General features: G+C 65.8%; 17 protein-coding genes. 11 read left to right on the top strand and 6 right to left on the bottom strand.

Translation table 11 applies throughout. From position 1 onward, the window contains the following. Nucleotides 1-6: 6 nt before the first annotated feature. Nucleotides 7-753, top strand: coding sequence for an OmpA family protein (locus ACN9M3_RS22860; protein WP_426162994.1), 747 nt, complete (start codon nucleotides 7-9; stop codon nucleotides 751-753). Here ACN9M3_RS22860 and icmH read toward each other — a convergent pair. Together icmH and tssK are read right to left on the bottom strand one after the other, a co-directional pair. Then, nucleotides 750-1,496: a type IVB secretion system protein IcmH/DotU gene (gene icmH / locus ACN9M3_RS22855; RefSeq protein ID WP_426162992.1), complete on the bottom strand. Its 747-nt coding sequence runs from the start codon at nucleotides 1,494-1,496 to the stop codon at nucleotides 750-752. The two genes, ACN9M3_RS22860 and icmH, sit on opposite strands and share 4 nt — an antisense overlap. Continuing rightward, a complete protein-coding gene (gene tssK, locus ACN9M3_RS22850; protein WP_426318720.1) occupies nucleotides 1,493-2,797 on the bottom strand; it encodes a type VI secretion system baseplate subunit TssK in 1,305 nt (434 codons plus the stop codon). The genes icmH and tssK overlap by 4 nt, the downstream gene beginning before the upstream one ends. 164 nt (nucleotides 2,798-2,961) lie before the next feature. Between tssK and ACN9M3_RS22845 the strand changes: the two genes are divergently transcribed. From ACN9M3_RS22845 to ACN9M3_RS22810, 8 genes are all read left to right on the top strand, one after another. Then, nucleotides 2,962-3,543, top strand: a complete 582-nt coding sequence (locus tag ACN9M3_RS22845; protein ID WP_426318719.1) for a hypothetical protein — start codon at nucleotides 2,962-2,964, stop codon at nucleotides 3,541-3,543. A gap of 10 nt (nucleotides 3,544-3,553) precedes the next feature. Further along, complete coding sequence (gene tssB, locus ACN9M3_RS22840; RefSeq protein ID WP_426318718.1) at nucleotides 3,554-4,048, top strand: type VI secretion system contractile sheath small subunit; 495 nt, start codon at nucleotides 3,554-3,556, stop codon at nucleotides 4,046-4,048. Next, nucleotides 4,049-5,530, top strand: a complete 1,482-nt coding sequence (tssC, locus tag ACN9M3_RS22835) for a type VI secretion system contractile sheath large subunit (protein ID WP_426318717.1) — start codon at nucleotides 4,049-4,051, stop codon at nucleotides 5,528-5,530. Between the two features lie 14 nt (nucleotides 5,531-5,544). Next, nucleotides 5,545-6,036 carry an Hcp family type VI secretion system effector gene (locus ACN9M3_RS22830; protein ID WP_426318716.1) on the top strand — a complete coding sequence of 164 codons (492 nt, stop codon included), beginning with the start codon at nucleotides 5,545-5,547 and terminating at the stop codon, nucleotides 6,034-6,036. Between the two features lie 63 nt (nucleotides 6,037-6,099). Further along, on the top strand, nucleotides 6,100-6,558 hold the full coding sequence (tssE, locus tag ACN9M3_RS22825; protein ID WP_426318715.1) for a type VI secretion system baseplate subunit TssE: 459 nt from the start codon (nucleotides 6,100-6,102) through the stop codon (nucleotides 6,556-6,558). Beyond that, nucleotides 6,555-9,152 carry a type VI secretion system ATPase TssH gene (gene tssH / locus ACN9M3_RS22820; protein ID WP_426318714.1) on the top strand — a complete coding sequence of 866 codons (2,598 nt, stop codon included), beginning with the start codon at nucleotides 6,555-6,557 and terminating at the stop codon, nucleotides 9,150-9,152. The genes tssE and tssH overlap by 4 nt, the downstream gene beginning before the upstream one ends. 9 nt (nucleotides 9,153-9,161) lie before the next feature. Next, the gene (gene tssA / locus ACN9M3_RS22815) at nucleotides 9,162-10,046 is read left to right on the top strand and encodes a type VI secretion system protein TssA (RefSeq protein ID WP_426162974.1); all 885 of its coding nucleotides are present in this window, start codon (nucleotides 9,162-9,164) and stop codon (nucleotides 10,044-10,046) included. Nucleotides 10,047-10,061: 15 nt separating this feature from the next. Then, on the top strand, nucleotides 10,062-10,685 hold the full coding sequence (locus ACN9M3_RS22810) for a tRNA-uridine aminocarboxypropyltransferase (RefSeq protein ID WP_426318713.1): 624 nt from the start codon (nucleotides 10,062-10,064) through the stop codon (nucleotides 10,683-10,685). Here the strand turns inward: ACN9M3_RS22810 and ACN9M3_RS22805 are convergent. The 3 genes from ACN9M3_RS22805 to ACN9M3_RS22795 are packed head-to-tail and all read right to left on the bottom strand — an operon-like array spanning nucleotide 10,678 to nucleotide 15,928. Next, nucleotides 10,678-13,509, bottom strand: coding sequence for an Hsp70 family protein (locus tag ACN9M3_RS22805; RefSeq protein ID WP_426318712.1), 2,832 nt, complete (start codon nucleotides 13,507-13,509; stop codon nucleotides 10,678-10,680). The genes ACN9M3_RS22810 and ACN9M3_RS22805 overlap by 8 nt on opposite strands. Continuing rightward, nucleotides 13,506-15,353 (bottom strand): Hsp70 family protein, encoded by a 1,848-nt coding sequence (locus ACN9M3_RS22800; protein ID WP_426318711.1) that lies wholly within the window; start codon nucleotides 15,351-15,353, stop codon nucleotides 13,506-13,508. The genes ACN9M3_RS22805 and ACN9M3_RS22800 overlap by 4 nt, the downstream gene beginning before the upstream one ends. Beyond that, the gene (locus ACN9M3_RS22795) at nucleotides 15,350-15,928 is read right to left on the bottom strand and encodes a DUF2760 domain-containing protein (protein WP_426318710.1); all 579 of its coding nucleotides are present in this window, start codon (nucleotides 15,926-15,928) and stop codon (nucleotides 15,350-15,352) included. The genes ACN9M3_RS22800 and ACN9M3_RS22795 overlap by 4 nt, the downstream gene beginning before the upstream one ends. Before the next feature lie 125 nt (nucleotides 15,929-16,053). Between ACN9M3_RS22795 and ACN9M3_RS22790 the strand changes: the two genes are divergently transcribed. Then, the gene (locus tag ACN9M3_RS22790) at nucleotides 16,054-17,220 is read left to right on the top strand and encodes a PA0069 family radical SAM protein (protein ID WP_426318709.1); all 1,167 of its coding nucleotides are present in this window, start codon (nucleotides 16,054-16,056) and stop codon (nucleotides 17,218-17,220) included. A 362-nt stretch (nucleotides 17,221-17,582) separates the two neighbouring features. Beyond that, nucleotides 17,583-17,714, top strand: coding sequence for a hypothetical protein (locus ACN9M3_RS22785; protein WP_426318708.1), 132 nt, complete (start codon nucleotides 17,583-17,585; stop codon nucleotides 17,712-17,714). Between the two features lie 8 nt (nucleotides 17,715-17,722). On the opposite strand, the gene ACN9M3_RS22780 is transcribed toward ACN9M3_RS22785, so the two are convergent. Further along, nucleotides 17,723-18,283 carry a gamma-glutamylcyclotransferase gene (locus ACN9M3_RS22780; protein WP_426318707.1) on the bottom strand — a complete coding sequence of 187 codons (561 nt, stop codon included), beginning with the start codon at nucleotides 18,281-18,283 and terminating at the stop codon, nucleotides 17,723-17,725. Nucleotides 18,284-18,289 lie beyond the last annotated feature (6 nt).

Genomic DNA, 18,289 nt, shown 5'->3' with positions numbered 1-18,289 from the left:
CCTGCCATGCGCAAGTCGGCCCTGGTCCTTTTCCTGGCCTGCACGCCAGCGTTCGCGCAACTTGCGCCGGTCATCGTATCGGGCACCGTGCCCGACGAAGCGACCAGGGCGGCCATCTTGCAGCGGGCGCGGGCCCTGTATGGCGCTGCGCGGGTAGTCGACCAGCTTGCGGTCGGCAGCGTGGTGGCGCCGCCCAATTGGAGCGCGCATATGCAGAAGCTGCTTGCCGAGCCACTGAAGCAGGTGACCCAGGGCCAGTTGACGGTGGAAGGCAACCGGGTTGGAATCCGCGGCGATGTCGCGAACGAGGCGCTGCGGCAGCAGGTGGCCAGCGACCTTGCCAACAGCCTCAATCCAACCTATACGATCAGCAACGGCTTGCGCGTCAACGCCCCGGCGCAAAAGATGCTCGATACTGCTCTGGCTCGGCGCATCATCGAATTCGAAAGCGGGCAAGCGGTGCTTCGCCCTTCCGGCATGCTGATCCTCGACGAAATGGCGGCCGTCCTGGGACAGATCGGCGGCCGCAAGGTTGAAGTGATCGGCCACACGGACAATACCGGAACGCGTGAGGGCAACCTGTCGCTAAGCCTGGCCCGCGCCGGCGCGGTGCGCAGCTATCTTGCGGCCAAGGGCATTGCGGCAGCCAGCATCGCGGTTGCGGGTGCAGGCCCGGACCAGCCGGTGGCAGACAACGCCAGCCCAGAAGGGCGTGCGCGCAACCGGCGCATCGAGTTCCGGGTCGCGGACTAGGGCAGGGTCATGGCTAGGGTGGCCGGTCGCGGCGGCTGCCTGACAACGTCCTGGTAGGCCGCCAGCGTGGTACTGGTGGAACTGGCGAGCGAATAGCGCATGGCGCAGAAAGAGGCCAGTGCGGCCAGGGCGAAGACGCCGCCCGCGATCCAGAGCGGCGCATTGCTTTGCAGTTTGTGCGCGATATTGTCCGGCCGCGCGGCGCGCGGGGCAAAGCCCTTTTCCTTGCCGCGCAGGTGCGCTATCTCGTCCCCCAGGCGGGCAGTGAGGTAGGAAAGGCGGTCGGCATTGTCCAGGGCATAACGGCCCTTGAAGCCAAGCAGCAGGCACATATGGAATACCTGCAGCGCCTGCAGCCTTTCGCTGCCGCTGAGGCGAAGCTGTTCCAGCTTGTCGAAGAAATGCTCGCCCGCCAACTGGTCGCCGAACAGCAGCAACTGCAAGGGCCTGCGCTCCCAGGCGTCGCGCAAGGGAAATGCGGACGCCAGGATGGTCTCGTCCAGCGCGGCGCAGAAGGCGTACTTCGCGGCGTCGATGTCTTCGGCTGCGATGTGCAGTTCGCGTGCATGGCTGCCAAGTTCGTCGAGGAAGCTGCGGATGGCGGCGGCGAACTCGGTCTCGCCGGGAGGCGCGCTGCCGTGGCGCAGCAAGGACAGCATGTGGAAACCTTCGTGCATCAGGTCCACCAGGGCCGGGACGCGTTGTTGCGGGGGCGCGGCGCGCCGTTCGATGAAATGGCTCATGCCGTCACCACCAGCAGTTCAAGCCGCAGTTCTTTGATCCCCGCAGGGACATAGATGGAAATCGATTGCGCCTTGAGCATCTGCTCATACAGCACGCCGCGGTTTTCCAGCGCAAAGTAGCAGGTGTCGGGACGCACCGGAATGGCGGAAGGGACCTGCGGTGCGTGCACCAGTTTCACGCCCGGCATGGCGGAAAGCACGCATTGCTCCACGTCGTCCGGCGCACCGGCCTTGACGCGCAGCGGCACTGCCTCGACCAGCTCAAGTACCGGTATGGCCGCGGCAATGGCGAGATAGAGGGTGGCGCCGGCGCCGATCTTGCCCGAATCGAGTTTGCCGATGTGGTAGCCGGGTTTATCCTCGCGCAAGGCGACGGCGAAGTAGCGCGCCGATATCACCGTGTCGAGAAGCTCCCGGATCAGGGCATCGAGCTGCAGGAAAGGCGTGCTGGGGGCGGCATGGTCGTAGGAAGGCAGGGTGCCAAGGTGGACCAGGCGCGAGTACGTCATCAGCCCGCCGGCAAGGCCGAGCATGGCCTGGTACAGGCGTTCCGGATGGAGCGACGGGTGGCGCAGCAGGTGCAGCAAGGTTGCCGCCGACGTGGAGACCGTGTGCAGCAGCCAGAATGACGATACGTCGCCGCTGCGGAACTCGATCACATTGCGGCTCGGCTCCCGCATGTGGCCCTGCAAGGCGTTGACCTTGGCCTGCAGCGCGTCCATCAGCTGGTCGAGCAGGAGCTTGAGGCGCGGCGTCGCGTTGATGGACAGCGAGGGCGGCATGAAGGATGGATCGATCTCGAAGCAGCCGGATACGACGCGGCGCAGCCGCAGCAAGGGAAAACTGTCATAGGCGCCGCGGGGTTCGAGGTCCGATACCAGTCGCACCTGCTTGCGCAGGTAGGTCAGCCCGGCAGGCAGGGCATCGCTGAACAGGTCCGCCGTCTCGCGCTCGGACTGCTGGAAGCGGTCGGCGTCCTGCGATGGCAGGGCGGCATGATAGCAGACTTCCTGCACCTCGGCCGGCAGGCTGGCGAGGTCGATGGCTGGCGGCAGCGGGTCGCTGGCGGGAGCGTCGAATATCCCGCCTTCGGGGAAGATCGCGCGCAAGGCCAGCACGCGCAGCTTGCCGTTCACCAGTGCCGCCGTGTCCCACTCCACCGTTTGCACGCCCCACAGCATCGGCTGCGCGGCCAGAACGGTCGCGTGCATGCGCGCTTCGTGATAGCGGTCCTGCTGCTGGAAGTGTTGCGGACGCAGGAACAAGCCTTCGCTCCAGAGGATCTTTGCAGGTAGTGTCATGCCGGCCTCCTTGGTTGAGGTATCCATTAAAACTGGCCGCGTGCAGCCAGCGTTTGCGCGGGCGCAAACAGCGGCGCGGCGATGTCGGCGGCCTTTGAGACAACGCAATGGCGGGAATGCGCATCGATTCAATAATGGCCTTCACTTTGCGGAAGGAGAGAACGATGCGCAGATCATTGACCGCAGTATTGATTGGCGCGGCCACGCTGGCCGGATGCGCCGTTGATGCGCCGCTGCAGGGCGCCGACCGGGCCAGCCACCAGACACTGGAAAAAATGCTGGCAGATGCCGACCGCGCTGCTGCGGCGGGCCAGCATGAGAAATCGCACGCGGCGCTGAAGGCAGCCGCCGCTAGCTACCCCGCCGAGAAAGCGCCCTGGCTGCAAATGGCGCAGATGCGATTTGACCGCGGCAATTACAGCGACGCCATCGTGCAAGCGCAGGAAGCGCTGCAGCGCGATCCAGCCGACAAACAAGCCCTCAGCATCATCGCCGTCGCCGGCCTGCGCCTGTCAACCCGTTCGCTGGCGGAACTGAACCAGCAAAGCAGCCTTGGCGGGTCGGTGCGCAGCGAAGCGCAGGAACTGGCGCGTACGCTGCGCAATACGCTCGGGGAAGACGTCCTGGTGCCAGTGGCCGGAAGTGCGCGCCAGCCGAAAAAGACGGCGCCCCCGATCAAGCTGCCGGCGTCGCGCTCGGCACCCAACCCTTCCACCGCCGCCGATCCATTCGGCGCACTCAAATAAGGAGCAGGCAATGGCAAATCGTGACAGCGTGCAGAAGCGCCTGACCAAAGTCCGCCCGCCACGCGTGCAGATGACCTACGACGTTGAAGTTGGCGGCGACTTGGAGAACAAGGAGTTGCCCTTCGTGGTCGGCGTCATGGGCGACTTTGGCGGCAACCCGGAGGTTCCGCAGAAGCGGCTGAAGGAGCGCAACTTCGTCAACATCGACAGCGACAACTTCGACGAGGTGCTGGCCGGCGTGAGCCCGGTGCTGAACTTCCAGGTGCAGAACCGCCTCGGCGGGCAGGGCGAGTTCCCGGTAGAGCTGCGCTTCGGATCGATGCAGGACTTTCGCCCGGAAGCCATCGTGCGCCAGGTCGAACCGCTTGGCAAGCTGCTGGAAGCGCGCAGCAAGCTGGCTGACCTGCGCAACAAGCTGGCCGGCAACGACAGGCTGGAGGACTTGCTGACGGACGTGCTGCAAAGCACTGAAAACCTGGCGGCCATCGCGCCCAAGGAGGACTGAATGAGCGCGCAAATGAAGGCTGCAGCGGCGAGTGCGATCGAAGATGGCGACCTGCTCGACCGCATCGTCGAGGAAAGCAGGGTAGCCAAATCCAGCAGCGAACACGAACGCGCCCGCGACATCATCGGCGAACTGGCGCGGCAGGTGGTCCAGGGCAGCGTGCAGCTGTCGCATAACCTGTCGGCTACCATCGATGCGCGCGTGGCTGAGCTGGACCGCGTGATCTCGGAGCAATTAAGCGCCATCATGCATGCGCCTGAATTCCAGAAGCTCGAACAAAGCTGGACCGGCCTGCATTACCTGGTGCGCAGCACTGCGACCGGGCCTACGATGAAAATCCGTCTGCTGAACGCCACCAAGCGCGAACTGGTGCGTGACTTCCAGAGTGCGCTCGATTTCGACCAGAGCACCATCTTCAAGAAAGTCTACGAGGAGGAATTTGGCACCTTCGGTGGCTCACCTTATGCGGCGCTGCTGGGGGACTTCGAGATCTCGCGCCAGCCCGAGGATATCTACTTCATCGAACAGATGTCGCACCTGGCTGCAGCGGCGCACGCCCCCTTCATCAGCGCCGCTTCGCCCGAGCTGTTCGGACTGGAGAGCTACGGCGACCTTGGCAAGCCGCGCGACCTGGCCAAGGTATTCGACACCGTGGAATACGCGAAGTGGAAAGCCTTCCGCGAATCCGAAGATGCGCGCTACGTCGGCCTGACGCTACCGCGCTTCCTTGGCCGCTTGCCTTTCAATCCGGTCGACGGCACCACGGTGGAAGGCTTCAACTTCGTGGAAGACGTGGATGGCCGCGATCACCACAAATACCTGTGGTGCAATGCCGCCTACGCCTTTGGCGCCAGGCTGACCAAGGCCCACGAGGAATTCGGCTGGTGCGCCGCCATCCGCGGCGTGGAGGGTGGCGGCCTGGTTGACGACCTGCCGACCCACACCTTCAAGACCGACGAAGGCGAGGTGGCGCTGAAATGCCCGACCGAAGTGGCCATCACCGACCGGCGCGAAAAGGAACTGAGCGACCTCGGTTTCATCTCCCTGGTCCACTGCAAGAACACCGCCTACGCCGCCTTCTTCGGCGCGCAATCGGCGCAGAAGGCCATGCGCTACAGTTCCGACGCGGCCAACGCCAATGCCGTGCTGTCCTCGCAACTGCAATACATCTTCGCCGTGTCGCGCATCGCGCACTACATGAAGGCCATGATGCGCGACAAGATCGGCAGCTTTGCAGCCGCTTCGAATGTAGAAGACTTCCTGAACCGCTGGCTGATGAAGTACGTGCTGCTGGACGATAACGCCAGCCAGGAACAGAAGGCGCAGTTCCCTCTGCGTGAAGCTTCGGTCCAGGTCAGCGAGGTGCCCGGGCGGCCAGGCGTGTTCCGCGCCGTCAGCTTCCTGCGCCCCCATTTTCAGCTCGACGAGCTGACCGTTTCCCTCCGCCTCGTGGCGGAACTGCCGCAAACCACCAACTACTGAGAAGGAGCATTGCAATGGCAATTGACGTGTACCTGCATATCGATGGCATCAAGGGGGAGTCGACCGATGACCGTCACAAGGACTGGATAGAATGCAAATCGGTCAGTTGGTCGGTGGAGCAACCGCGTTCGGCCACTTCTTCCACAGGTGGCGGCCATACGGCCGAACGCTGCGAGCACCGCGACGTGGTGATCACCAAGCTGGCCGACCTGGCTTCGCCGATCCTGATGCAGACCTGCTCCGCAGGCCGCACCATTCCCAAGGCCAAGCTGGAATTCATGCGCGCCGATGCGCAGGGCGAGCGGGTCAAGTACTTTGAAATCGAACTCGATAACGTGCTCATTGGCGCTGTATCTCCATCGGTCAGCGAGGGCGACATCATGACCGAGGAGGTGGGATTCAAATTCTCGAAAGTGCGCTGGAAATACACGCAGCAGCGCGTTTCGGGCGGGATGGGCGGCAATACGTCCGGCGGCTGGGACCTGGCGACCAACCGTATTGCATGATTTTGGAGGGAGTTGCGGCTGCGGTGCGCACGTGCTGCAGCCGCTTTTTTTGGGAGGTGCGGCATGGAGGGTTACCGGCCAGGCTTGCTGGACCGTTTGCTGGGGAACCATCCTGGCGGGCGTTTCCTGACGCAGGAGCAGTTGAAGGAGAGCGTAGCGCGCGACCTGGAGGCGCTGCTCAACACGCGCAGCGCGCTGCCGCAGCAGCTGTTGCAGTCCTATCCGGAATGTGCGCGCTCGATCCTGAACTTCGGACTCGCCGATTTCGCCGGCTTGTCTCATAGCGGCAGCGAGGACAGGCAGCGCATCTGCGGCAGCATCCGCCAGGCAGTCGAACGCTACGAGCCGCGGCTGTGCAATGTGCAGGTTACGCTGGCCGAGCGCAGCGGCACCGTCAATCGCATCGACATCGTCATTTCCGGCATGTTGCGGGCAAATGGCGCCAACGAAGCCGTGAGCTTCAGCGCGGCCTTGCAACCGTCATCGATGCATTATTCCATCAAGCGCGGAGCCATTGCATGAGCATTCAACTGAAAACCCTGATTGGAAAGCTGAACGACGCCTGCCGTACTGCCGCAACGCGCGCCGCCAATATTGCCATCGGCATGGGACACGGCGAAGTCGATGTCGAGCACCTCTTGCTTGCGCTGCTGGAGCAGCCGGAATGCGACCTGCTGGTCATTGCGCGCCGCAGCGACGTCAGCGCCACCGCGCTGGAAGCCGATTTGCGGTGCGAACTGGCCGGTGTCCGCATTGCCGCGACGCGCGTTCCGGTATTCGCGCGGCGCCTGCAGATAATGCTGGAACATGCCTGGCTGATTGCCTCGCTGGCGTTGCCGCAGCCGGACCAGGTGCGCAGTTGCCACCTGCTGCTCGCTCTTCTGACCGAGTCGGAACTGTCGCAGCAGGCGGCGCGGATCTCGGGACTGTTCGCCCGCTTTCCGGTCGATGGGCTGAAGCACCGCATGGAGAAGTATGTTGCCGGTTCGGCAGAGGCGGCGGTGCCGGCCGCAACGCATGATGTTGGCGCGCAGCAGGCCGTGCCTCCCTCGTCGCCGGCGCTGGCACAGTACACGGTCAACCTGTGCCAACTGGCGCGCGACGGCAAGCTCGATCCTGTCGTCGGCCGCGCTGCGGAGGTAAGGCAACTGATGGACATCCTGCTGCGCCGGCGCCAGAACAACCCGATCCTGACCGGCGAAGCCGGCGTCGGCAAGACGGCCGTGGTGGAAGGACTGGCTTTGCGCATCGCAGCCGGCGAGGTGCCGCCGCCGTTGCGCAACGTTGCCTTGCACGCACTGGACCTGGCGCTGCTGCAGGCCGGCGCCAGCGTGCGCGGAGAGTTCGAAGCCCGCCTGAAAAACGTGATCGAGGAAGTGCGCCGCAGCCCGCACCCCATCGTTCTGTTCATCGACGAGGCGCACACCTTGATTGGCGCCGGCGGCAGCGCCGGGCAGGGCGATGCAGCCAACCTGCTGAAGCCGGTCCTGGCACGCGGCGAGATGCGCACGATTGCCGCGACGACCTGGAGCGAGTACAAACGCTATGTCGAGAAGGACGCCGCCCTGGCACGCCGCTTCCAGGTGGTCAAGGTCGAGGAGCCGGACGAAGAAACGGCCGCCGGCATGCTGCGGGCCATGGTGCCGCTGATGGAACGGCATTTCGGCGTGCGCGTGCGCGACGACGCCGTGACGGCGGCAGTGCGCCTGGCGCATCGCTACATCAACAGCCGCCAGCTGCCGGACAAGGCGGTCGGCGTGCTCGATACCGCATGCGCCCGCGTGGCGCTGGGCCAGTGCGCATCGCCCGCCTTGCTGGAAGATGCAGCTTGCCAGATCGAACGGCTGTCGGTGCGCATCGCGGCGCTGGAACGCGATGCGGCAACTGCCGCCGATGCCGGGCCATCGGCACTGTCGGCATTGCGCGACGAGCGGGGCAGCCTCCAGGCCTGGCACGCGGAATTGGCCGCCCGCCATGAGCATGAGCGCGAACTGTGCGCCCGGGTGATGGCGCTGCGCCACGAGGGCGATGCCGCCGCTGCGGTGAGCGCGCAACAGGAGCTGAACGCAATCCAGCGCGAGTCTCCCCTGGTTCCGCTGGAGGTTGACCGCCACGTCGTGGCCGGTGTGGTCGCTGCATGGACCGGAATCCCGGTAGGCCGCATGCTGCGCGACGAAATCCGCGCCGTGCAGCAGCTCAAGCCTGCGCTGGAGTCGCGCGTGCTGGGGCAGCCGCACGCCGTCGAGACCATTGTGCAGCGCATGCGCACTGCGCGTGCCGGGCTTGATGATCCGCGCAAGCCCAAGGGCGTTTTCCTTCTGACGGGTCCCTCCGGAGTAGGCAAGACGGAAACCGCACTGGCATTGGCCGACCTCCTGTACGGCGGCGAGCGCAAGCTGGTGACCATCAACATGAGCGAATACCAGGAGGCGCATAGTGTGGCAGGCCTGAAAGGTTCCCCGCCCGGATATATCGGTTATGGCGAGGGCGGGGTGCTGACCGAGGCGGTGCGGCGCAACCCCTACTGCGTGGTGCTGCTCGACGAGGCCGACAAGGCGCACCCGGACGTGCTGGAACTTTTCTATCAAGTGTTCGACCGGGGCATGCTGGAGGACTCGGAAGGGCAGATGGTCGACTTCAGCAACGCGGTCATCGTCCTGACGTCCAACCTCGGGTCGGGCGCCATCATGCAGGCCTGCCTGAACCGGGGCGAGGCGCCGCTGCCGACGCCTGAGGAACTCGACGCGCTGCTGCGGCCGCAGCTGGTGCGGCATTTCAAGCCGGCCTTCCTCGGACGCCTGCAAGTGGTGCCCTACTATCCGATTTCGGATGAAGCCCTGGCCCAGGTCATTGCGCTGAAGCTGGGCCGGATCGGCCAGCGCATCGGCGAAAACCACCACGCCGAATTCTGCTGGGACGATGCGCTGGTGCAGGCAGTGCTGGCACGCTGCACCGAGACCGATTCCGGCGCCCGCAATATCGACAGCATCCTGCACGGCAGCTTGCTGCCGGGCGTGGCCGATATGCTGCTGGCGCGCATGGCGGAAGGCATGCCGGTGACGAAGGTGAAGGCGGGCGTAACGCGCCAGGGCCAGTTCAGGATTAGCGCCAAATAAGGAGGCCGTATGTTCACGAATGAGGACTTGCTGGTGCCGCTCAGCGTCGCCCAGCCTTGCGGCGAGGATGTCTCGTTTGATGCCTGCATGGACGCCATAGCTGCGGCAAGGCGGCAGGACGATCCCACGCTGGAGCAGGGCGAATGGGCGACACCGCTGCATAGCGCGGACTGGCCGCTGGTGGCCAGCCGCTGCGCCGAGTTGCTGCGCTCACGCAGCAAGGACTTGCGGCTGGCTGCGTGGCTGGCGGAGGCGCGCGCACACACCCACGGCATGCGCGGCCTGGGCGATGGCTTCCTGCTGCTGGCCGGCTTGTGCGAACGCTTCTGGGAGCATGTGCATCCCTTGCCGGAGGATGGCGAGCATGAGCTGCGCAGCGGCAACCTGGCGTGGCTGCTGGGGCGCACGCCGGCGCTGGTGAAAGACTTCCCGCCAGTCAGCGATGCGGATGCTGGCCTGCAGGATGCGCGCCATTGCCTGGCTGCCTTGCAGCAGCTGCAGGAAGCGGTCGACGCCCGCCTTGGCGCGGCCGGCCCGGCGTTCGGGCCGGCACGGGATGCGGTGCAAAGAGCAGTCGACGATGCAGCGCGCAGGCTGCCCTCGGCCGACAGCGCGGCAGGCAGCGGCGCTGCCAGCGGGAGCATGGTCGTCGCCAGCGTGGGCGTGCAAAGCCTGCCGGCGATGCCGCAGACCCGCGAGCACGCACTGGCGCAATTGCGACTGGTGGCTGAATTCTTCCGTCGCACCGAGCCGCACAGCCCCGTCGCCTACCTGGCGGAGAAGGCCGCCAACTGGGGCAGCCTGCCGCTGCACGAATGGCTGCGCGCCGTGGTCAAGGACCCGGCGCAGATCGCGCAGCTGGACGAACTGCTGGGCGCCGCGCCGCCGGCCTAGTGTATGATCCGCGGCATGAACAGCCTGCCGCGCCGACTTCTTTGCAGCACTTGCCTGCGCCCTGCCGCCACCTGCATCTGCCATTGGGCGGCGCCGGTGGCCAGCACGGTCGAGGTCCTGATCCTGCAGCATCCCATGGAAGTGAGCAACGCCAAGGGCAGTGCACGCCTGCTGCATCTTTGCCTGCCTGGCAGCCGCATGGAAGTTGGCGAACAGTTTGATGAAGCCGCGCTGCAGGACCTGCTCGAGGCAGGCGGCCGCCAGCCGGTGCTGCTGTACCCCGACACGCCAGGCGACCGTTCGCACGGCATCGCGCCGCCGCAGTTCAATGCCGTGCTGGCGCCGGCGCAAGTCCGGCTGGTGGTGCTGGACGCCACCTGGCGCAAGAGCCGCAAGATGCTGTACCTGAACCCGGCGCTGCAAGCCCTGCCGCGCCTTCCGCTGCGCGACACGCCGCCATCGCATTACCTGATCCGCAAGGCGCACGCGCCGGACCAGCTCTCGACGCTGGAAGCAAGCTGCTACGCGCTGGCGCAGCTGGAGGGCACGGAGCAAGGCTACCAGTGCGTCATCGCGGCCTTCGACGGCTTCGTCGCGCAGCAGCAAGCGCAGGCTGCGCGCGGCAGCGCGGCTAGCTGAGAAGCTTCAGGCCCGGCGGCAGCGCCTCGCCCAGCATGCGCTGCTCGCTGGCCTGGTCGAGCTGGACAACCTCGCGCACCATGGCCGGCCAGCCTGGCGGCGCTCCCGCAGCCTGCAGCCGGCGCACGACTTCGAGGCGCAGGGCATCGCTGATATCGCGTGAACGGTCGCCGGTCATGCGCGCCAGGTGGGCTGCTGCGAAGCCCGCCGGCTCCACCTTGCGCCAGTCCAGCAGCATGACCGCCTGCAGCCACTGCTCCACCGTTTCGACCGGCGCCACGTCATGTGCGCTGCCGTGGAATGGCCGGCGTGCGCCGACACGGCCCAGCGCCCAGAGATAACGGGTTTGCACGGCGAGACTCCTGGCTTTCCCCAGCTCCCCCACCATCCAGTTGCCGATTTCCGCCTTGTAGGCCGATGGAATGCGCTCCAGCGAAGCGCCCAGGCGCAGCATGTCTTCTTCGCTGCCGTTGACCAGGGTGACGGGACGGCGGCCGCGTTCACTGGCGTCGGCCTGCAGGTTGAAGGCGAAATCGTCCAGCAGGCGCAGTTGGGCCGCTGGCGGCAGACCGCCCGATGCGCGGCGCCACAGTGTCCACCACTCGGCGCAGACCTGGTTGTCCTTGTGGTTTTGCACACCGGTGTCGAACATCGCCCAGAGCTGTTCGATGCGCCATTCGTCCAGCGGATGGCCGAAGCCCGGCCGCAGGCTGTAGCCGGCAAGGTTCATCCACGTGCGTTCATGCTCCGCCGACCGGCGGCGACCCTTGGCGCGTTCCAGCAGGGCATCGAACAGGCGGCGCAGCACGGGCGTTGCCCAGCGTTCGCGGCTGCCGAGAAGGTGTTCGAGCTGGCCGCGCAGCTGGCGCACTTCCCTGGCGTCGACCTGTTGCGCGCGGCTGCCGAAGATGCGGTCGATCTTCTCCAGCGCTTCGGGCAGGCGAACCGGCAGGGGAGCTGCCGCGGCGTCATCGTCATCGGCATCGTTGGCGTCGGCTGCCGCCGTGGCGTCCGCGCCGTGTTCGCGCAGCTGGAATTCGAGCTGCCAGCGCTGGCCGTTGCCTTCGCAATGCACTTCCAGCGTGCCCACTTCAGTCAGCGAGGCCGCCAGCTGCACGGTGATTTCCTTGCGCGCGTTGGCGTCCTTGCTGTCGCGTAGCACGGTGGCAATGGCCGGCAGCGCGGTCAGCTCGCCAGGCGCCAGGTCGGCGACCTCGCCCGCTTGCGGTGGCACGGCATCGGCCAGCGTTGTGGCGATGTGGAAGCGCACCGGGCGTCCGAGCCGCAGCGCGAAGCTGCGATCGGCGAGGCGCACTTCATGGCCGCTGGCGGAGCCGCGCGGCAGCAGGCAGACGGCGCGGCGCGTTACGCCCGGAGCGCGGGCATTATCGAGCAGCAGCCAATAGCTGCGCGGAGAACCGCCGGCGATGGCGGGCGCCATGCCTTGCCGGCCCAGCGCATAGGCGACGCCGCCGCGCGCGACCGCGACATCGGGATCGTCATTGTGCAGCACGCGCACAGGCTGGCCGCGCCACGCCGACAGCGTGTCGGCCAGGCGCGCGGCCAGCCTGGCGGCGCGGAATACGCCCCCGTTCAGCAGCAGCGTGTCGGGGACGGCAAGCTTGCCGTCGTCCGGCACTCTCAATGCTTCGCGCGCGGCGCCAGCGTGCTGGCGCAGGAAGCTGGCGAGGTGGCGCGTTATGGCCGGGTCGCTGGCGTAAGGCAGGCCGAATTCGACGATGCCGCCGCGCTTGGACTGCGCGAGCTGCTGGGTTTCGTTGAGGGGGAAGAAGCCGTCCAGCACAATGCGCTCGACGTCTGCGCGCAGCAGCGCGACGGAGCGGCTGCCGCCGATCAGTTTTGAGCCGGAGCCGAGCAAAGTGACCGCGACTTGCTCCGGTGCGTCGGCCGCGAGCAGGATTTCTTTCGCCGCGCGGCAGCGTTCCGTGAGCTGCGCCAGGCGCGCTGCGGACAGGCGCTGCGGGGGCGCCGCGCCGCTGCCGTCGCCACCCAGGCGTTGTTCGGCCAGGTGGGCCAGCGCCAGGTCCATATTGTCGCCGCCGAGGATCAGGTGGTTGCCGACGCCGATGCGGGTCAATTGCGGTTCGCCGCCGGCCATCTCGACCTTGACCAGGGTGAAGTCGGTAGTGCCGCCGCCGACGTCGGCGACCAGGACCAGGCGCGCCTGGGCCAGGTCCTGCGCCAGCGTTGCACGGTGGCGATACAGCCAGTCATACAGGGCCGCCTGCGGTTCTTCCAGCAGGCGCAGGGCCGGCAAGCCCGCCATGCGCGCCGCTTCCAGCGTGAGCGCGCGCGCGCCCTCGTCGAACGATGCGGGAATGGTCAGCACCAGCTGCTGATGCTCCAGCGGCGCGTGGGGAAAGCGCGCATTCCAGGCCGCCCGCAGGTGCGCGAGATAGCTCGCACTGGCCGCCACCGGCGAAACGCGCTCGACGTCGGCGGCGGCGCCCCAGGGCAGGATCGGCGCCATGCGATCGACGCCGGTGTGGGACAGCCAGCTCTTGGCGCTGGCGACCAGCCGGCCCGGCACCTGTCCGCCCAGCTTGCGTGCCAGGCGGCCAATGACCGCTGCGGGCGGCGCGTCCGCCACGGCCGGCTCCGGCCACGGCAACTGCAACTCGCCCGCGGCAAATTCGCCGCTGGCAGGGTGATAACGGGAGGAGGGCAGCAGCACGGCGCTGCCAACCTCGCCGGGCGCAGTGAGTTGCTCGACTTCGAGCAACTGCACGTCGCCGCCCGGCGCGGCATAGGCAAGCACCGAATTGGTGGTGCCCAGGTCGATGCTGACCAGGTACTGCGTCATTGGCCTTCGCCGGCGCCGCGCACGTCGAATTCCACCTTCCAGCGCTGCCCATCCTGCGCCACCGCCAGCAGTTCCAGGGTACCGGACTCGCTGGCGCAGGCATGCAGGCGCACTTGCACCACCTCGCCAACGGAACGGCCTTCCGGCGACAGCGTGGCCTGGATTTCGTTCAGCTCGATCAGTTCTTCCGGTCCCCAGAAATCGAGCACGGCGCCGATCTGGTCCTGGCGGCGCACGGAAGAACCGAAGAAGCGGAAGTGCACCGGCTCGCCGACCACCAGGCCAAATTCCTGGCCCGGCAGTTCCAGCTCGCTGCCTTCTTCCATGCCGAACGGTGCAACGCACAGCGCCTGGATCGGCGGCTCCATGCCCGGAATGGCCGGCATCGACGATTCCACCGCAACGTAATAGGAACGCGCCGTGCCGCCGCGAATGCGTACCCCGGCGCCGCGTCGCACGTAGCTGTAATAGGCCGCGCCGCGCGCGACGGCCAGGTCCAGGTCTGCGCCGTCCAGCATGCGCGCCGGTTCCGCGCCTTCCATGGACAGCCATTCGTTGATGGTTTCCATCACACGATTGGCCAGCAGTTCGGACTTGAACACGCCGCCGTTGAACAGCACCGCGCTTGGATGCAGGAAGGTATGGGCCGGATTGGCGGCAAAGCCTTCAAGTTCCGCCGTAGCACCTGCCTGGCGCGCCAGGAAAGCTGCCAGGTGCCTGGTGATCGCAGCGTCCTGCGCGTAAGGCAGGCCAAGCTGGGTCAGGCCGGCGCGGGAACGCACGGCCGGGCGTGCGGAAGCTTCCACTTTCGGGAAGAAGCCGTCCGTGATGAAGGCCGTGACTTCGGCGCGCGTCAGTTCGGTGCGGATCGAGCCGCCGATCAGCTTCGAGCCGCGGCTTGGCACCACGATCGGCCAGGTTTCGGCCTGCGCGTTGGCCAGCAGGTTTTCCTTGGCCGCGCGGCAGCCGTAGGTCAGCGCGCGCATCTGCCAGGCGTCGAGCTGGGTGCCGTTGGCAGCCAGCTTGCGCGCCACCAGGTGAGCCAGCGCCAAGTCCATATTGTCGCCGCCCAGCAGGATGTGGTCGCCCACAGCCACCCGGTGCGGCTCCAGCTTGCCGTCGCGCTCGAGGATGGCGATCAGCGAGAAGTCGCTGGTACCGCCGCCCACGTCCACCACCAGGATGATGTCGCCCGGCTTGACTTCCTTGCGCCAGCGGCCGTCGCTGCTCTGGATCCAGCTGTACAGCGCCGACTGCGGCTCTTCCAGCAGGGTGACGTTCTCGTAGCCGGCGGCGCGAGCCGCTTCGGCGGTAAGTTCGCGCGCGGCCGGGTCGAACGATGCAGGGATGGTGACCGTGACTGCCTGCTGCGTGAACGGCGCATCCGGATGGGCGTTGTCCCATGCAGCGCGCAGGTGTTTCAGGTAGCGGGTCGAAGCCTCCAGCGGCGACACACGCGACACCTCTTCCGGCGCGTCATGCGGCAGGATGGCTGCGCGGCGATCCACGCCAGGGTGGCACAGCCAGCTCTTGGCGCTCGACACCAAACGGATCGGCGTGGTGGCGCCGCGGCTGCGGGCCATTTCGCCCGTCACTGCGGGCGTCCCGTCGGCAGCAGCCCAGGGCAGGGCCAGTTCGCCGGCCGCCAGCTCGTCCGGATGCGGCAGGTAGAGGAAGCTTGGCAGCAGCGGCAGTTCTTCTACCGTGCCTGGCGCGGTGAGCTGGGGCACGCCCAGCACGCCATGCCTGGTTTTCTCGCCATCGCTGCCCGCCAGTTCAACGTAGGACAGCGCGCTGTGGGTGGTGCCAAGGTCGATGCCGATGGCAAAACGCGGATCGCTCACAGTTCCACCTCAGCCGGGGCCAATACTCTGGCGTTATGCGCTTCCGCCAGTTTCGGCAGCCGCACGCTGGAGGCGCGCCAGCCGCGGTGGCTCAGGGTGCCGGTGAACGGCGCCTTGCCGACCACATTGCCGGTCAGGCGCACGGCGGATGCATCGAAGCCTTCCGGCAGCGTCACGCGGCTGCCTTCCGCTTCGGAGCGGACTGCGTCGATGGTGAAATGCTCGCGCAGCACCTTGGAGCAGCCCTCGTGCACCACGCGGGCGGCGGCGCCAATGTCGGCATCCGAATAGCCGGACAGGTTTTCCTGCGTGAAGTCGATCAGGCGGGCTTCGCGCTGGAACAGGGACAGGAGCTGCAGTGCTGCGTCGGGCGTGGCTTCGCGCAGGGGCGCGGCGGCTGGCACTGGGGCGGCGACTGGTGCAGGTGCTGGCGCGGCAGCCGGAGCCGCTGCGGGGCCCACGCTGTCGTCACGCACGCGGGCGGCGAATTCAGCATCGCCCAGGGTTTTGAAAAAGGCGCCAAAGGCGAGGGAAATCCTGCTCCCAAAGGAGGGCAGATTGGTGGTTTTGCTCATGTTATTGCTCTTTGAATGTCGGGGGATATCCCGGAGAAGTGCGCATGATACCAGCTTGGCTTGCAGCCTTGGCGCAGGCGGATTAGAATACTGTATGTATATACAGTTATACTTCGGGGCGCCGCATGCAGGACCATGAATTCGAAGGGCAGGTGATGCTGCCGCCGCAATCGCTCAAGGCCAAAAAAGGGCGCGGTGCGGTATCAAACATGCAAGGAAGGTACGAGCTGCAGGCGCGCGAAGCGTTCGACGACGGCTGGGCACCCGATCCGGACGATGCCGAGGCTGAACTGCTTCCACCGCGCACCATTGTCACCGCGGAGACGGCCAAGACCATCCTCACGCGCAACCAGTCGCCCGATATTCCGTTCAACGTTTCGCTGAACCCTTATCGCGGCTGCGAGCATGGCTGCATTTATTGTTTTGCGCGGCCATCGCATAGCTACCTGGGCTTGTCGCCCGGCCTGGACTTTGAGACCAAGCTGTTCGCCAAGGTGAATGCGCCGGACCTGCTGCGCGCCGAATTGTCCAAGCCAGGTTATCAGGTGGAGTCGCTCGCACTGGGCGTGAATACCGACGCCTACCAGCCTTGCGAGCGCGAATACCAGCTCACGCGGCGGGTGCTGCAAGTGCTGGCCGAGTGCAACCATCCGGTTGGCCTGATCACCAAATCCTCGCTGATCGAGCGTGACATCGACATCCTCGCGCCGATGGCTGCGCGCAACCTGGCCGCCGCATCGGTCACCATCACCACGCTGGACAGCAAAATCTCGCGCACCCTGGAGCCGCGCGCTGCCGCGCCCGCACGCCGCCTGCGCACAATCGAGACGCTGGCGAAGGCCGGCATTCCGGTTGGCGTCAGCATTGCGCCGATCATTCCTTTTGTCACTGAGCCCGATATCGAAAAGATCATGTCCGCAGCCCGCGATGCCGGCGCGGTGATGGCAACCTATGTCGTACTGCGACTTCCGTGGGAAGTCAGCCCCTTGTTCAAGGAGTGGCTGGAAGCGCATTTCCCCGACCGTGCCGCGCGCGTGATGAACCGCGTGCGTGACATGCGCGGTGGCAAGGATTACGAAGCCGAGTTCGGCGCACGCATGCGTGGCGAAGGCGTGTGGGCGGACCTGATCCTGCAGCGCATCGAGAAAGGCATCACCCGCTTCGGCTTCCACGGCCGCCACAGCAAGTTCCGCTCGCTCGACTGCACCCAGTTCAAGCGACCCGAATACATTCCACCCTCCGGCGCCCGCGCAGTTGCTGCAGCCAAAGCGGGGCAAATGAACCTTTTCTGAAATGGGAGGCGATGATGGGCTGGTTTCTGATCAATGTCATGCTACCGCTTACGGCACCTGGACAGCAATCGCCTTTTCTGCATCAGCGTTATATGAAATCGGCGTTGGAAGAAGCGTTCCGGGAACCACGAGTGTTGGCTACATACAGGGAGTAGCAGTCTTCATCATTGCGGCATCAAGTATCGTAGCTGCTGGTGGCGCAACATTTCCAACCTCGCTGCATAGGCCTGAAGGTGTTGCCCCGCTCCGCCATTACTCAACGTTTGCGTTCTCACTGTTATTGACCGTTTGGGCAGCCTTGGTTCGTCTGGTAGTTCAATTCGGACTATGATGAAGTGCGCCCATTGCAGAAGGAGGCCACCATGATCAACGAATTTCTTCAGTATCACTTCCAGGACACTGAACATACCGGTAAGTTCCTCGTGAATCTCGGCGGATTTGCTGGCCTGATCGGTTTTGTGGTTTTCCTGATCGGCTTGCCTCTCGTCGCCTGATGGGCCTCTTACAGGCGATCGAGATATGCCTCGATGGCATGCACATGCTCGTCGTGATGTCCCATTTCCCGCAAGGCAGCAGCAAGGCGCAGCAAGTATTCGATGTTCGGGCCGCTTGGGCCGGATGCGGAAGCGATATGGTGGGCGATTTCTTCCACGCTCGCCTCGCCCAGCCAGGCCGCGTTGTCGGCGGCGGCAATATAGATCAGGCCTTCTTCCACGCCGCCTGCTTCGAAATGGATGTCGATGGCCACGCGCAGGTAGCCGTTCTTTTCGCGATGGTCGAGGTGGGCGAATTCTTCCGGCGTAACGAGGTAGGCCATGCCGTGGCAGACGTCCCCTTCGGCTGGAATCAGCGTGGCCACGCGGCCGGGCGCGTCAGGCGTGCCGCGATGATCGTGCGAGCCTTGCCAGAAGCGGCGCGACCAGCCGAAGATGTGCGCGGGCCGGCGCTCGATGAAGGGAAAGTCCGCCTTGTAAATCAGCGAGCCATAACCGAACAGCCACACCTGGTGGTGGCCGTCGAACTTGTCCATAGCCTGGTTGGCTTCAATCGTATTGTGCGACATGCGGCA

This window comes from Pseudoduganella sp. R-43, from assembly GCF_049913255.1.
Taxonomy (GTDB): Bacteria; Pseudomonadota; Gammaproteobacteria; order Burkholderiales; family Burkholderiaceae_D; genus Rugamonas.
This window is presented reverse-complemented; position numbering and strand designations above follow the sequence as displayed.

Coding starts and splice junctions, on each gene's coding strand:
- ACN9M3_RS22780 (WP_426318707.1), bottom strand. CDS start 18,283: ATGTCGCACAATACGATTGAAGCCAACCAGGCTATGGACAAGTTCGAC.
- ACN9M3_RS22845 (WP_426318719.1), top strand. CDS start 2,962: ATGCGCAGATCATTGACCGCAGTATTGATTGGCGCGGCCACGCTGGCC.
- tssB (WP_426318718.1), top strand. CDS start 3,554: ATGGCAAATCGTGACAGCGTGCAGAAGCGCCTGACCAAAGTCCGCCCG.
- ACN9M3_RS22805 (WP_426318712.1), bottom strand. CDS start 13,509: ATGACGCAGTACCTGGTCAGCATCGACCTGGGCACCACCAATTCGGTG.
- ACN9M3_RS22860 (WP_426162994.1), top strand. CDS start 7: ATGCGCAAGTCGGCCCTGGTCCTTTTCCTGGCCTGCACGCCAGCGTTC.
- ACN9M3_RS22810 (WP_426318713.1), top strand. CDS start 10,062: ATGAACAGCCTGCCGCGCCGACTTCTTTGCAGCACTTGCCTGCGCCCT.
- tssE (WP_426318715.1), top strand. CDS start 6,100: ATGGAGGGTTACCGGCCAGGCTTGCTGGACCGTTTGCTGGGGAACCAT.
- ACN9M3_RS22785 (WP_426318708.1), top strand. CDS start 17,583: ATGATCAACGAATTTCTTCAGTATCACTTCCAGGACACTGAACATACC.
- tssH (WP_426318714.1), top strand. CDS start 6,555: ATGAGCATTCAACTGAAAACCCTGATTGGAAAGCTGAACGACGCCTGC.
- ACN9M3_RS22830 (WP_426318716.1), top strand. CDS start 5,545: ATGGCAATTGACGTGTACCTGCATATCGATGGCATCAAGGGGGAGTCG.
- ACN9M3_RS22795 (WP_426318710.1), bottom strand. CDS start 15,928: ATGAGCAAAACCACCAATCTGCCCTCCTTTGGGAGCAGGATTTCCCTC.
- tssA (WP_426162974.1), top strand. CDS start 9,162: ATGTTCACGAATGAGGACTTGCTGGTGCCGCTCAGCGTCGCCCAGCCT.
- ACN9M3_RS22790 (WP_426318709.1), top strand. CDS start 16,054: ATGCAGGACCATGAATTCGAAGGGCAGGTGATGCTGCCGCCGCAATCG.
- tssK (WP_426318720.1), bottom strand. CDS start 2,797: ATGACACTACCTGCAAAGATCCTCTGGAGCGAAGGCTTGTTCCTGCGT.
- tssC (WP_426318717.1), top strand. CDS start 4,049: ATGAGCGCGCAAATGAAGGCTGCAGCGGCGAGTGCGATCGAAGATGGC.
- icmH (WP_426162992.1), bottom strand. CDS start 1,496: ATGAGCCATTTCATCGAACGGCGCGCCGCGCCCCCGCAACAACGCGTC.